This window comes from Streptomyces sp. NPDC028711 (genome assembly GCF_055565415.1).
Window position 1 is genome coordinate 391197 of sequence record NZ_JBVHUJ010000003.1, and the last position, 12763, is coordinate 403959.

12 protein-coding genes are annotated in these 12763 nt (G+C 72.7%); 5 read left to right on the forward strand and 7 right to left on the reverse strand.

The features are described from left to right. Positions 1–38 precede the first annotated feature (38 nt). Positions 39–1025: an ArsR/SmtB family transcription factor gene (locus ACZ4VK_RS12815; protein ID WP_468351433.1), complete on the forward strand. Its 987-nt coding sequence runs from the start codon at positions 39–41 to the stop codon at positions 1023–1025. A gap of 104 nt (positions 1026–1129) precedes the next feature. Here the strand turns inward: ACZ4VK_RS12815 and gcl are convergent, their stop codons facing one another. Then, complete coding sequence (gcl, locus tag ACZ4VK_RS12820) at positions 1130–2908, reverse strand: glyoxylate carboligase (protein ID WP_468352036.1); 1779 nt, start codon at positions 2906–2908, stop codon at positions 1130–1132. An 841-nt stretch (positions 2909–3749) separates the two neighbouring features. Here gcl and ACZ4VK_RS12825 point away from each other — a divergent pair. From ACZ4VK_RS12825 to ACZ4VK_RS12835, 3 genes are all read left to right on the forward strand, one after another. Beyond that, complete coding sequence (locus ACZ4VK_RS12825; protein WP_468352038.1) at positions 3750–4502, forward strand: hypothetical protein; 753 nt, start codon at positions 3750–3752, stop codon at positions 4500–4502. Between the two features lie 91 nt (positions 4503–4593). Next, positions 4594–5382, forward strand: a complete 789-nt coding sequence (locus ACZ4VK_RS12830; protein ID WP_468351435.1) for a TIGR04222 domain-containing membrane protein — start codon at positions 4594–4596, stop codon at positions 5380–5382. Between the two features lie 32 nt (positions 5383–5414). After that, positions 5415–5936, forward strand: a complete 522-nt coding sequence (locus tag ACZ4VK_RS12835) for a GNAT family N-acetyltransferase (protein WP_468351437.1) — start codon at positions 5415–5417, stop codon at positions 5934–5936. A 56-nt stretch (positions 5937–5992) separates the two neighbouring features. On the opposite strand, the gene ACZ4VK_RS12840 is transcribed toward ACZ4VK_RS12835, so the two are convergent. Both ACZ4VK_RS12840 and ACZ4VK_RS12845 read right to left on the reverse strand, forming a co-directional pair. After that, positions 5993–7597 carry an AMP-binding protein gene (locus ACZ4VK_RS12840; RefSeq protein ID WP_468351439.1) on the reverse strand — a complete coding sequence of 535 codons (1605 nt, stop codon included), beginning with the start codon at positions 7595–7597 and terminating at the stop codon, positions 5993–5995. After that, on the reverse strand, positions 7594–9279 hold the full coding sequence (locus ACZ4VK_RS12845) for an AMP-binding protein (RefSeq protein ID WP_468351441.1): 1686 nt from the start codon (positions 9277–9279) through the stop codon (positions 7594–7596). The genes ACZ4VK_RS12840 and ACZ4VK_RS12845 overlap by 4 nt, the downstream gene beginning before the upstream one ends. A 91-nt stretch (positions 9280–9370) precedes the next feature. On the opposite strand from ACZ4VK_RS12845, the gene ACZ4VK_RS12850 reads away from it, so the two are divergent. Next, the gene (locus ACZ4VK_RS12850; protein ID WP_468351443.1) at positions 9371–10186 is read left to right on the forward strand and encodes a response regulator transcription factor; all 816 of its coding nucleotides are present in this window, start codon (positions 9371–9373) and stop codon (positions 10184–10186) included. Between the two features lie 33 nt (positions 10187–10219). Here ACZ4VK_RS12850 and ACZ4VK_RS12855 read toward each other — a convergent pair whose 3' ends face one another. From ACZ4VK_RS12855 to ACZ4VK_RS12870, 4 genes are all read right to left on the reverse strand, one after another. After that, positions 10220–11191 (reverse strand): SUKH-3 domain-containing protein, encoded by a 972-nt coding sequence (locus tag ACZ4VK_RS12855; protein ID WP_468351445.1) that lies wholly within the window; start codon positions 11189–11191, stop codon positions 10220–10222. A gap of 107 nt (positions 11192–11298) precedes the next feature. Next, on the reverse strand, positions 11299–11691 hold the full coding sequence (locus ACZ4VK_RS12860; RefSeq protein ID WP_468351447.1) for a YwqJ-related putative deaminase: 393 nt from the start codon (positions 11689–11691) through the stop codon (positions 11299–11301). Then, positions 11684–12145 (reverse strand): SUKH-3 domain-containing protein, encoded by a 462-nt coding sequence (locus ACZ4VK_RS12865; protein ID WP_468351450.1) that lies wholly within the window; start codon positions 12143–12145, stop codon positions 11684–11686. The genes ACZ4VK_RS12860 and ACZ4VK_RS12865 overlap by 8 nt, the downstream gene beginning before the upstream one ends. A 56-nt stretch (positions 12146–12201) precedes the next feature. After that, positions 12202–12756 carry a YwqJ-related putative deaminase gene (locus tag ACZ4VK_RS12870; RefSeq protein WP_468352040.1) on the reverse strand — a complete coding sequence of 185 codons (555 nt, stop codon included), beginning with the start codon at positions 12754–12756 and terminating at the stop codon, positions 12202–12204. Between the last annotated feature and the right edge of the window lie 7 nt (positions 12757–12763).

Sequence of the window (12763 nt, forward strand, 5' to 3'; positions counted from 1 at the left end):
GGGCGTCTCGCGGGGTGCGGAAGGGCGGGTGGAGCGGCGTGGGCTGGTGGCAGATCGGTACCGACTCGCTGGCCGGGAGCCGGTTCGTCGTCTCGCCGTTGGCCGAGACCGTCGCGGCGCTCAAGACCCTGCACGCCGGGGCCGGTACGCATCCCGGCGAGCGGGCGTGGCTGGCCGCGCACCTGCCCGCGTACCGGGAGCGCCTCGCCGCCGAACCGCTCGACGCGCTGCTCGTACGGGCGGCCATCGGGCCCACGTGGAACGCCGACTTCCTCACGCCGACGCCGCCGGGCGACCGCGAGCGCTCCTTCGAGGAGGAGGTCGTGGCGGTCCGCGCGTGTGAACCTGCCGACGCCGTCCCTCAGTTGGAGGTCGCGGTCGGCGGACCCGTACCCGGGCCGTTGGGGTCGGCGGGGGACCTGCCGCACCGGATGGCGAAGGTCCTGGAGTGGGTGTGGCGGGAGACGGTGCTGCCCGACTGGCCGCGCCGCCGCCGGGTCCTGGAGGCCGATGTGGTGGCGCGGACCGCGCGCCTCGCGCGGGACGGCTGGGCGGCGGCGCTCGACGAGCTGTGCCCGGGGAGGACGCGCTGGCTGGGCGACGGGCGACTCCAGGTCAACCCCCGTGCGTACCCGCCGAGACGGGTCGACGGCGGCCGGCTGCTCTTCGTCCCCGTGACGCCGAAGCAGGGCTGGGTCTCCTGGGAGGGTTCCGAGCGGTTCGCGGTCGTGTACGCGTGCTCCGGCGCCCTCGCGGATTCGACGGGGCCGGTGGTGCCCGAGGCGCTCGGGGCGCTGCTCGGCGGGGCGCGCGCGGGAGTGCTCGTACGGCTCGGATCGCCCAAGTCCACCAGCCAGTTGGTGGCCCTGACCGGCCAGGGGCTCGGGTCGGTGGGGCGCCATCTGAAGGTCCTGCTCGACGCGGGGCTCGTACGGCGGGACCGGGCGGGGCGGTCGGTCCTGTACGAGTGGACGGAGGCGGGCGCGGTGCTCGTACGGGCGCAGCGGGCCGGAACCGGCGCCTGAGCGCGGGTCGGCCCCCGTCCCGGTGCTCCTCGGGACGGGGGCCGTGTCACGGCGCCGCGGTCAGGCCGTGAGGCCGATCGGGCAGGTCGGGGCGATCGGGCTCGTCAGACCTGGAGGGCCTTGATCGCGGTCGGGGCGTGGCCGGGCTCGGTGGCCAGCTCCTCGAACTCGGTGACGTCGCTCATGTCGACCGTCTTGCTCATGGCGATGTTGGTGATGCGCTCCAGGATCGCCTCGACGACGACCGGGACCTGGTGCTCGACGGCCAGCTTCTTGGCCTCCTCCAGCGCCTCGCCCAGCTTGTCCGGGTCGGTGACGCGGATCGCCTTGACGCCGAGGCCTTCGGCGACCTTGACGTGGTCGACGCCGTAGACGCCGATCTCGGGGGTGTTGATGTTCTCGAACTCGAGGTTGACCTCGAAGTTGATGCCGAGGCCGCCCTGCGCCTGACGGATCAGACCGAGGTAGGCGTTGTTCACGAGGACGTGGACGTAGGGGACCTTGTGCTGGGCGGCGACCGCCAGCTCCTCGATCATGAACTGGAAGTCGTAGTCGCCGGAGAGCGCGACGACCGGGGTCTCCGGGTCGGCGGTGGCGGCGCCGATCGCGGCCGGGATCGTCCAGCCGAGCGGGCCGGCCTGGCCGCAGTTGATCCAGTGGCGCGGCTTGTAGACGTGCAGGAACTGCGCGGCGGCGATCTGGGAGAGGCCGATGGTGGTGACGTAGCGCGTGTCGGGGCCGAAGGCCTTGTTCATCTCCTCGTAGACGCGCTGCGGCTTCATCGGGATGTTGTCGAAGTGCGTGCGGCGCTGGAGGGTGGCCTTGCGCTCCTGCGCGGAGGCTGCCCACGCGGAGAAGTCGGGCAGCGTGCCGGCGGCCTTCATCTCCTTGGCGATCTCGATGAAGAGTTCGAGCGCGGCCTTGGCGTCGGAGGCGATGCCGTAGTCCGGGGCGAAGATCTTGCCGAGCTGCGTGGGCTCGATGTCGACGTGGACGAACTTGCGGCCCTTGGTGTAGGCGTCGAGGTTGTAACCGGTGTGACGGTTGGCCCAGCGGTTGCCGATGCCGAGGACGAAGTCCGACTCCAGGAAGGTCGCGTTGCCGTAGCGGTGCGCGGTCTGGACGCCGACCATGCCGGCGGCCAGCTCGTGGTCGTCCGGGATGGTGCCCCAGCCCATGAGGGTGGAGATGACCGGGATGCCGGTCAGTTCGGCGAACTCGACGAGGAGGTCGGTGGCGTCGGCGTTGATGATGCCGCCGCCGGCGACGATCAGCGGGCGCTCGGACTCCAGGAGGAAGCTCAGCGCCTTCGCGGCCTGTGCCCGGGTCGCGCGCGGCTGGTAGACCGGCAGCGGCTCGTAGGTCTCCGGGTCGAACTCGATCTCGGTCAGCTGGACGTCGATCGGCAGGTCGATGAGGACCGGGCCGGGACGGCCGGAACGCATGAGGTGGAAGGCCTGCTGGAAGACGCCGGGGACCTGCGCGGCCTCCAGGACCGTGGTGGCGGCCTTGGTGACCGGCTTGGCGATCGTCGCGATGTCGACGGCCTGGAAGTCCTCCTTGTGGAGCTTCGAGACCGGGGCCTGGCCGGTGATGCAGAGGATCGGGATCGAGTCCGCGATGGCCGAGTACAGGCCGGTGATCATGTCGGTGCCGGCGGGGCCGGACGTACCGATGCAGACGCCGATGTTGCCGGCCTTGGCACGGGTGTAGCCCTCGGCCATGTGGGACGCGCCCTCGACGTGGCGGGCCAGCGTGTGGCCGACGCCGCCCACGTTCTTGAGCTCGCGGTAGAAGGGGTTGATCGCCGCGCCGGGGACGCCGAACGCCTGGGTGACGCCTTCGCGCTTGAGGATCTCAACGGCCGCTGCGGCGGCGGTCATACGAGGCATGGGAGTGCTCCTGCTTCGGCCGGGCGGATCCAAGCCCACCGGTCGGCTCGGGGCCCCGGACGGCTTGTTTCCGTAATGCGGAAATACTGTTCTGCTATACGGAAGCAATGTAGGTCGGGCTCCGGAGAGCCGTCAAGAGAAGTCCGCGCTGCGGGATCACGGAAGTGGCCGAACACCCTCCCCCGGGGTGGCCGATGGGGGGACGATGGGGCGGAACGACAGGGGGTTGGTTGTGGCCGAGTCGGTACCCGTGCGCTGCCCGGAATGCCTGCGCACCCAGGCGTACGCGGCACCCGTCTTCCCCTGCGCGTGCGGGAGCCCCGTGGCGCCACCCGTGAAGGCGGGCGGGACGGGGGATCCGATCACGCGCCGGAACTGGGCGGACGAATGGGTCACCGTCCGCTGCGGCGCCTGCGGCCGCACGGACGACTGGCCCCACCCGGAACTGGGCTGCACGTGCGGGACGGTCCTGCGGGTCCCGGTTCTCCCGGCTTCCCCGGTGGACGCGGGCGCCGGCGGCGGGCCGGGGGTGGCGGCAGAGGGACCGGGAGGCGACGGCTCCGGGGCTTCCGGTACGGCTCCGGGGACCGGGCGGCGCGGCCGGGAATCGGCGCCGGGTGGCGCCGGCCGAGCCGACCTCCGGGGAGTCTCCGGTGCGGCACCGTCCCGGGCGGTCGAGCGCGGCGCGGAGTGGTTCGGTACGGGTCCCGCCCGGGGACGCGGCGGGGAAGCCGGTACGGGTGGGCGGGGCGCGGACGGCGCTGAGCCGTCCACAGGTACGGGCACGGATCCTGGTTCCGGCCCCGCCGCCGTGTCGGGTTCGGACACCCCGATACCCGGCACCGAAGCGCCCGCGGCCCCTGGCACTCCTTCCACGTCCGGCGCGAACGCGCCCGCGGCTCCCGCGGCCCCTGGCACTCCTTCCACGTCCGGCGCAGGCGCAGCCTCCCCAAGCCCGTCCGGTCAGCCCGGCCCGATCGGGCACCCCGGCCAGTCGGGCCACCCGGGTCACCCCGGTCTCTCCGGCCGAACTCGTCCAGAGGATCCGGGACACCCGGAAGGTCCGGGCCCTCACGATCCCGCCCGCCCCGGCGGTCCGAGCCGCCCCACGGATCCAGGCCACCCCGCCCTCCCCCGCCCCTTCGCCGAGCGCTATCCCCCGCACATACCGCTGCCGCCCACCGCCCCGCGCCCCGCTCCGGCGCGAGGGGCCTTCCGGCCCGTGACGATCCGGACCGCGCGGGACGCCGTCGCCGCGGCCGCCGGGTATCTGCGCTGGCTGGGGTTCCGGGACGTCGTCCAGCCGGAGGAGCGCCCCGCGTCCGGCGTGGACCTGCGGGCGCCGGGGCTCGTCGCGCAGGTCGACCCGAGCACCCGGCCCACGGGGCTGCGGGCCGTCGAGTGCCTGTGGCTCAACGGGCTGAGCGCCTCCGCGGTGAGCGTGTGCTTCTCGCTCGCGGGCTACACACCGGAGGCCCGTTCACGGGCCGCGGAGGTCCATCTCCCGCTGTTCGTCCTGGACCTGACCGGCACGCCGCAGCCGGTGAACAACGCCGCCGACGACCTGGCCGCGAGCGGCATCTAGGGGCCGGCCGCCGCACCTCGACAGAGGAATCCGGCCATTCACGCGTGACGATCACGGTCTCCCGGGCACAACACCCTCGGGGGTGGGTGTCATGCCGACGGGGATGTGGTGGTTCATCGGAGCGGTCTGCGGACAACTGCTGTTCGCCGCCGTGTTGTTGCGAACCCGCAGCCGGGGAAGCGGAGCGCCGGGTACGGACGTCGTGCCGCCGCCGCAGGCCCTGGCGCTGCTGCGGGGCGGGCGGCGGGCGGCCGTCACCGTGGCGCTGGTGGCGCTGCACCAGCGCGGGGCGGTCGCGGCGGGCCGCAAACATACGATTCGGGCCAACGGCGGGCCGGGACGCACCACGGACGCCGTACAGCTCGGGGTGCACCGGGCGCTGCACCGGGCCTTCGCGCTGCGGGACCTCGCGCTGCGTCCCGAGGCGCGGCGGGCGGTGGACACGCTGCGTGCCGAGCTGCGCGCGGCGGGGCTGCTCGAGTCGCCCGCGCGGCTGGGGACGGCCGGGGCGCTGCTCGGCTGCGTACCGCTCACGCTGGGGATCGGGGCGTATGTGACGGCGCCGTCCGGTGCGGCCCTGACCGTGGTGTTCGCCGCGGGCGCGCTGCCGTTGCTGGTGGCGGTGACACTGCTGCGGCTGCCGCCGGCCACGCGGGCGGCGCGGCAGCTGCTCGCCGGCCTGCGCGAGCGGTACCCGCTGCCCGCGCATCGGCGGGAGGTGACGGACGGGCGGCTTGTCCAGCTGTATGTGGCGCTGTACGGCGATCCGGCGCTCGCCATGTTCCTGCCGCGGTTCTCGCGGGAGGGCGGGTTGCTGGACCGGCCCCGGGAGGCGGACAGGAACCGGCCGCCGGCGGATCCGGGTCCAGCCGCCGGGTGACCGTCCGGGGTGAGGCCGCGCCATACTGTCGTATGCGCATCAGAGCGGCCGCCGCGGCCGAACTCCCGCTGCTCCAGGACATCGAACGGGCGGCGGGCGAGCCGTTCCGCTCGCTCGGCATGGCGGCGATCGCCGACGACGACCCGCTGCCCCTGGACGTCCTGGAGTCGTACCGCCTCGCGGGCCGGGCGTGGGTGGCGGTGGACACCGCCGACCGCCCGGTCGCGTACCTCCTCGCCGACCCGGTCGACGGTGCGGCCCACATCGAGCAGGTGTCGGTGCATCCGGACGCCGCGCGCCGGGGCGTGGGCCGGGCGCTGATCGAGCACCTGGCCGCGGCCGCCACGGAACAGGGCCTGGCGGCGCTGACCCTGACGACGTTCACCGAGGTGCCGTGGAACGCCCCGTACTACACGCGCCTCGGCTTCCGCCCGCTCACGGACTCGGACCCGGCACTGACGGAGGGCCTACGCGCCATCTGCCACGCGGAAGCAACCCACGGCCTCACCGCCTGGCCCCGCATCTGCATGCGCCGCGAGGTACGGCACACCTAGGGGCGCCTGAGTGGCGCGCCGTCCGCCCAGGAATCCGGGCGGACGGGCCGGCTCGTCTAGGCGGTGCCCCGTCGCTCCTCCCCGTAGCGCTGGCGCAGTTCCACCTTTCGTACCTTGCCGCTCACCGTCATCGGGAACTCCGTGAGGATCTCCACCCTGCGCGGGATCTTGTAGTGGGCGAGCCGGTCGCGGCAGAAGGCTGTGATGTCGGCGAGGGTGGGGGCGTCGGTCGGGTCGCGGGGGATGACGCAGGCCAGGATCTCCTCGCCGTAGCGGTCGTCGGGGACGCCGACGACCTGGACGTCGGCGATCTTCGGGTGTCCGTAGAGGAACTCCTCGATCTCGCGCGGGTACACGTTCTCGCCGCCGCGGATGATCATGTCCTTGATGCGGCCGACGATCTGCACGTAACCGTCGTCGCGCATCACCGCCAGGTCCCCGGTGTGCATCCAGCGGCCGCTGTCGATCGCCTCGGCGGTCTTCTCCGGTTCGTCCCAGTAGCCCAGCATCACGCTGTAGCCGCGGGTGCACAGCTCCCCCGCCGCGCCCCGCTCCACCGTGAGTCCGCTCGCCGGGTCGACGACCTTCACCTCGACGTGCGGCATGACCCGGCCGACCGTGCCCGTGCGGCGCTCCAGGTCGTCGTCGCGGCGGGTCTGAGTGGAGACGGGCGAGGTCTCCGTCATGCCGTAACAGATCGACACCTCCGCCATGTTCATCTCGGCGACGACCCGCTTCATCACCTCCACCGGGCACGGCGAGCCGGCCATGATGCCGGTGCGCAGGCTGGAGAGGTCGTACGAGGCGAAGTCGGGGAGGTTCAGCTCCGCGATGAACATCGTCGGGACGCCGTAGAGGGAGGTGCAGCGTTCCTGCTGCACCGCGCGGAGGGTGGCCGCGGGGTCGAAGGAGGGCGCGGGGATCACCATGCACGCGCCGTGCGAGGTGGCCGCCAGGTTCCCCATGACCATGCCGAAGCAGTGGTAGAAGGGCACCGGGACGCAGATCCGGTCCTGCTCGGTGTAGGCGATCATCTCGCCGACGAAGTAACCGTTGTTGAGGATGTTGTGGTGGGAGAGCGTGGCGCCCTTCGGGAAGCCCGTCGTCCCCGAGGTGTACTGGATGTTGACGGGCTCGTCGCAGGAGAGGGGTTCCGGGCGCAGCCCTCCGGGCGTACGGGTGAGGAACTCGTCCCAACCGGCGTCTCCGAAGTACACGGCCTCGCGCAGCTCCGGGCAGTCCGCGCGCACTTCATCGACCATCGCCCGGTAGTCGCTCGTCTTGTGGGCGAGCGAGGCGAAGAGGAGGCTGATCCCCGCCTGGCGCAGGACGTACGCCAACTCATGCGCGCGGTACGCGGGGTTGATGTTGACCATGACGGCGCCGATGCGGGCGGTGGCGTACTGGACGAGGACCCACTCGGCGCAGTTCACCGCCCAGATGCCGACCCGGTCGCCCTTGCGGACCCCGCTGCCGAGCAGGGACCCGGCGAGGCGGTCGACGTCCGCGCCGAACCGGGCGTACGTCCAGCGGCGTCCGGTGGCGACGTCGACGAGCGCCTCCCGGTCGGGCCACGCGGCGACGGCCCGGTCGAGGTTGGCGCCGATGGTCTCACCGAGAAGGGCGGTGGTCGACACCCCGTGGGCGTATGACAGGGTCATCCGAGCTCTCCCTCGACGTATTCCTTGCCGCCGCCCTCCGCCGTCAGCCGGCGCAGCTCCACACGCCGGATCTTGCCCGAGACGGTCTTGGGCAGCTCGGCGAACTCGACGCGCCGGATCCGCTTGTACGGGGCGAGCACCGCGCGCGAGTGGGCGAAGAGGGCCTTCGCGGTCTCGTCGTCCGGCTCCCAGCCCGCCGCGAGGACGACGTACGCCTTGGGGACGGCGAGCCGCAGCGGGTCGGGGGCGGGGACGACGGCCGCCTCGGCGACGGCCTCGTGCTCCAGGAGAGCGCTCTCCAGCTCGAAGGGGCTGATCTTGTAGTCGGAGGCCTTGAAGACGTCGTCACTTCGCCCGATATAGAAGATATATCCCTCTTCGTCCCGGGCGCCGATGTCGCCCGTGCGGTAGTAGCCGCCGGCCATCGCCTCCGCCGTCTTCTCGGGGTCGCCGTGGTACCCGGTCATCAGGCCCACCGGGTGGGCCGACAGGTCCAGACAGATCTCGCCCTCCTCCACGTCGGGCCGGCCGCTCACCGGGTCGACGAGGGTGACACGGAAGCCGGGGCTCGGGCGTCCCATGGAACCCTCCTTGAGTCGCTGACCAGGGCTGTTGGAGACCTGGACGGCGGTCTCCGTCTGGCCGAAACCGTCCCGGACGGTGACGCCCCAGGCGCGCCGCACCGACTCGATGACCTCCGGGTTGAGCGGTTCGCCGGCGGCGACGACCTCGCGCGGCGGTGTCTTCAGCCGGCTCAGGTCGGCCTGGATCAGCATCCGCCACACGGTCGGCGGGGCGCAGAAGCTGGTGACGCCGTGGCGCTCCATCTCGCGCAGCAGCCGGGCCGGGTCGAAGCGCGTGTAGTTGTGGATGAAGACGGTCGCCTCCGCGTTCCACGGGGCGAAGAGGTTGGACCAGGCGTGCTTGGCCCACCCCGGCGAGGAGATGTTGAGGTGCACGTCCCCGGGCCTGAGGCCGATCCAGTACATCGTCGAGAGGTGCCCGACCGGGTACGAGGTGTGGGTGTGCTCGACCAGCTTGGGCCGGGCGGTGGTGCCGGAGGTGAAGTACAGCATCAGGGTGTCGTCGGCGAGGGTGACCCCGTCGGGCTCGAACACGTCGGACGCGTGGTCGGCCTGCTCGTACCCCAGCCATTTCACCCCGTCGCCGCCGACCGCGATCCGGGTGTACGCACCGGGGACCTCGTCGAACTTGGCGGTGTCCTCGGCGCGCACGATCACATGGCGGGCGCGGCCCCGGTCGACGCGGTCGCGCAGGTCGGCGGGGCCGAGGAGCGGGGTGGCGGGGATGACGACGGCGCGCAGCTTCATCGCGGCCAGCACGGTCTCCCACAGCTCGACCTGGTTGCCGAGCATCACGATGATCCGGTCCCCGGCGCGGACGCCCTGGGCCCGCAGCCAGTTCGCGACCCGGTTGGAGCGGGCGGACATCGCGGCGAAGGACACCTTCGTCTCGGAGCCGTCCTCCTCGACGAGGTGGAGCGCGGTCCGGTCGTTCCCCTCCGCGATGACGTCGAACCATTCGAGCGCCCAGTTGAACCGCTCGGGCCGGGGCCAGACGAAGCCCTCGTAGGCCGTCTCGTAGTCCTCGCGGTGCTGGAGCAGGAAGTCCCGGGCGGCCCGGAACCTCTCCGTCGCGCCGGTCGCGCTCGTGGGCGTCATGTGTCCTCCTCATTGCGGGACCTGTCCCGGACATCGTGTAATCGGTGGCCCAGGTCTCACTACCCCCGTTCGGGGGTGAAGGAGTGGTTCCGTGCCCGAGCTGTCGGAAGCGGTGGAGTTGCGGACGGCGCTGCTGCGGCTGCGGCGCGGCAGCGGGCTGCCCGTGGTCTTCGGCGGACTGCTCCAGGAGGGCCGCACGCTGCGGATCGCCGAGCTGAGCGGAGCGGTGACGCCGGCGCTTCACGGTCTCGCGGTCTCGGCCGGTTCCGGGCTCGGCGGGAAGTGCCTGGCGCTTTCGCGGCCGTGCGCGGTCACCGACTATCCCTCCGCCCGGCACATCACCCACGAGTACGACGCCCCCGTCTCGGCGGAGGGCCTCCGCTCGGTCATCGCGGTCCCCGTCGTCGTACGGCGCAAGGTGCGCGGCGTGCTGTACGGGGCGCTGCGCGACGCCGTGCCGATCGGGGAGCGGGTCTTCGACGCGGCGATGGCGGCGGCCCGGGACGTGGAGCAGGCGCTCGCGGTACGGGACGAGGTGCGGCGGCTCCTCGCGCCGCCGCCCCCCGGGCCGTCCTGGGAGGAGGTCCGCCAGGCGTACGGGGAGCTGCGCGAACTGGCCCCCAAGGTGGTCGACCCCCGGCTGCGCGAGCGGCTCCTCGCCGTCTGCGGCCGCCTCGAAACGGCCTCCGGCACCGTCCCGGCCGCCCCCGACGTCGCCCTGACCCCGCGCGAGACGGACGTCCTCGCGGCGGTCGCCTCCGGCGCGACGAACGCCACGGCGGCCGAGCGCCTGGGCCTCCGCCCGGAGACGGTGAAGGGCTATCTCCGGTCGGCGATGGGCAAACTCGGCGCCCACACGCGTCTGGAGGCCGTGGTGGCGGCCAGACGGGCGGGGGCGCTGCCGTAGCCGGCCGGGCAGCGGTGGCCGGCTACGGGGGGATCAGGTCGCAGCGGACCAGGCGTCGAAGGCGGAGACGCAGGCGTCCACGAGAGTCGCCGTACGGCCGATCGAGGCGCCCGGGCCCGTGGAGAGGAGCAGGGCGAAGCCGTCGGTGCCGCCGAGCGTGACGCGGCAGTCGAGGCCCGCCGCGGGGGCCGGTGTGCCGGGCGGGGCCGGTACGGAGAGCACCAGTTCGCAGCCGGCGGCCCTCTGCGACAGGGCGGACAGGTCCGCCTCCATCGCCTCGACCAGGGGCAGCGCGCTGTCCTCCAGGGAGCCGGGGCGCAGTGGGAACGCGTGGTCGAGGACGGTCACCCCGATCCCCCGGAGCGTGGTGGCCCGGAGGTGGACGGTCCTGGCGTCGTACACGCCGTGGGTGTGCAGGACGTAGACGGCGACGAGCGCCGCGCGGACGCCGGCGGCGAGGTCGGCCGGTGCCGCCCGCAGCGGCCACTGCCACTCCCGCCCCCGCAGGCGTACGGGTCGCAGCCCCTCCGCCAGCGCGAGGAGCCCGTCGCGCACGGTCTCCCCGAGGAGCCAGGCACCTCCGGCGCCGAGGGAGAACAGCCGGCCCTCCTCGTCCACGGCCATCGGCGCGTCGGCGTCGGTGCGGCCGAACGGGAAGAGCCGGGTGCCGAGGGTGTCGGCGAGCCGGTGCAGCGGCGCGCCGGCGTACCGGGCTTCCTGGGGGTCGACGCGGCAGCCGGTCGCCGCGACCTCGCGGCCGCCGTGGGCGGCGGGTTCCAGCCGGAGGCCGTGGAACTCGCGGAGGGCGCGCTCGGCGGCGGGGAAGAAGGGCCAGGGCCCCAGGCCCGCCGTCTTCAGGACCGCGATCATGGCGGCCTCGCCGGCGTCCCGCCCGGGCTGCCAGCCGGCCCGCGTGAGGACGCGGTCGCCCTCGGCCCCGGGGATCTCCCCGCCCGACAGGGGCTCGACCGCCTCTTGACCGCTCTCGGCCGGCTCAGCCGTCACAGGCTCGGTCGTCACAGGCTCAGCCGTCACAGGCTCGGTCGTCTCGGACTCAGCCGTCTGAGGCTCGGTCGTCCCAGGCTCGGTCGTCGTCATCGCCACCCCTCGCGTCAGGAGTCCTGGAGGACGGTGATGCCCAGCGCCTCCGCCAGGGCCGCGCAGGAGCGGCAGAGGGGGGCCGGTGTGCCGTGCTCGGGGTCGCCGTGGGGGCGTACCCTGCGGGAGACGAGGGCCGCCCCCGAGAAGTGCGCCGGCGCCTCGGCGAGGCTCGTGGCCGTACCGTCCGCGCGCTCGGCGTCGACGGCGTACAGCCGGTCGGAGACGAGCGCGGACTCGGCGCAGTAGCCGAGGAACGGCTCGCGCAGGCCGGGCGGGAGTCCGTCGAAGAACTCCCTTACGGCGGGGTGGAGTCGGGGTTCGCCGTCCCCGGTCAGGTTCGTCTGACTGGTGATCGTCCCCTGGACGAGGAGCGAGGCGGCCGTTCCCGGAACGGTGTCAGACAAAGTAGTCCCGCGCTTCCTGCTGGGGGCCGCGCAGCAGGCAGCTGATGGCCTCGTAGGTGTTCGCTCCCAGGAAATAGGGACCGGTGTGGTGCATGAGGAAGAAACGCCCGGTCTCGTCGATGAGGATCATGGCCCCGTCGAACGACTCGTAGCCGACGGGAAAGAGCTTCTTGCCGAGGTTCGCGGCGAGTTCGGCCACGTCCTCGCCGCTCTCGTCGTAAATCCAGTGCGGGGTGAACCCGACGGAGTCCGGCGGGGTTCCCGGAATCTCCAGGCGCAGTTCGCCGAATTCCCTGACGAAGTCCTGGGCGGCCGGGAAGGGTTCGACCGGGTGGCCTTCCTCGGCGAAACGGTCGGTCACGAAGCTCAGCAGGTCGGGCAGCCGCGCACCGATGTCACGCCCCCGGGACCAGCCCGCCTCGGCGAGGGCCGCCTCGACTTCCTCCGCTGTCATTCTGGGCATTGCGTGCTCTCTCCCGGTGATGCTCGGTGACGCTCTCGGTGACGATCTCAGTGGTGCGCGATGACGCCGGCGAGGGGCAGCATTCTCTCACAGGACCTGCACGGCGGTTTGTACTCGCCGTGCAGCAACTGATCGTCTCCGGGGCGCATGTTGCCGATCTGGACGGAATAGACGAGCGATCCGTCCATGGCCTTCCGTACGTCCTCCGGTGTGACGATGGCCGTCCCGTTCGGATCGAGTTGGTGCAATCGGTCGGAGATCAGCGAGACCTCCGCGCATTTGCCGTGGCCGTTGCCCGCGTTCTGGTCGGCGGCCTTCATGTCGTTCTCCACCCGGTCCAGGATCTGCTTGAGGGCGGGGTGGGTGGACATCGAGGAGTCGCCGGTGGTGGAGCTGCTCGTGTGCGCGGTGAGGGTGCCGTCGTGGAGGAGGGTGCCGGCGCAGGCCGTCTTCAGCCGGTGCTTGCCCTCCGGGTACGGATTGCTGGGCGGCTGGTCCCTGGCGTCGTTGGCGAGACTCCCGGCCTCGTCGACGAGCAGCTTCCGCTGCTCCTCCTCGCTGAGGTGGCCGACGTCCAGCGCGTCACGGCGGTGGTTCTTCATGCCCTTG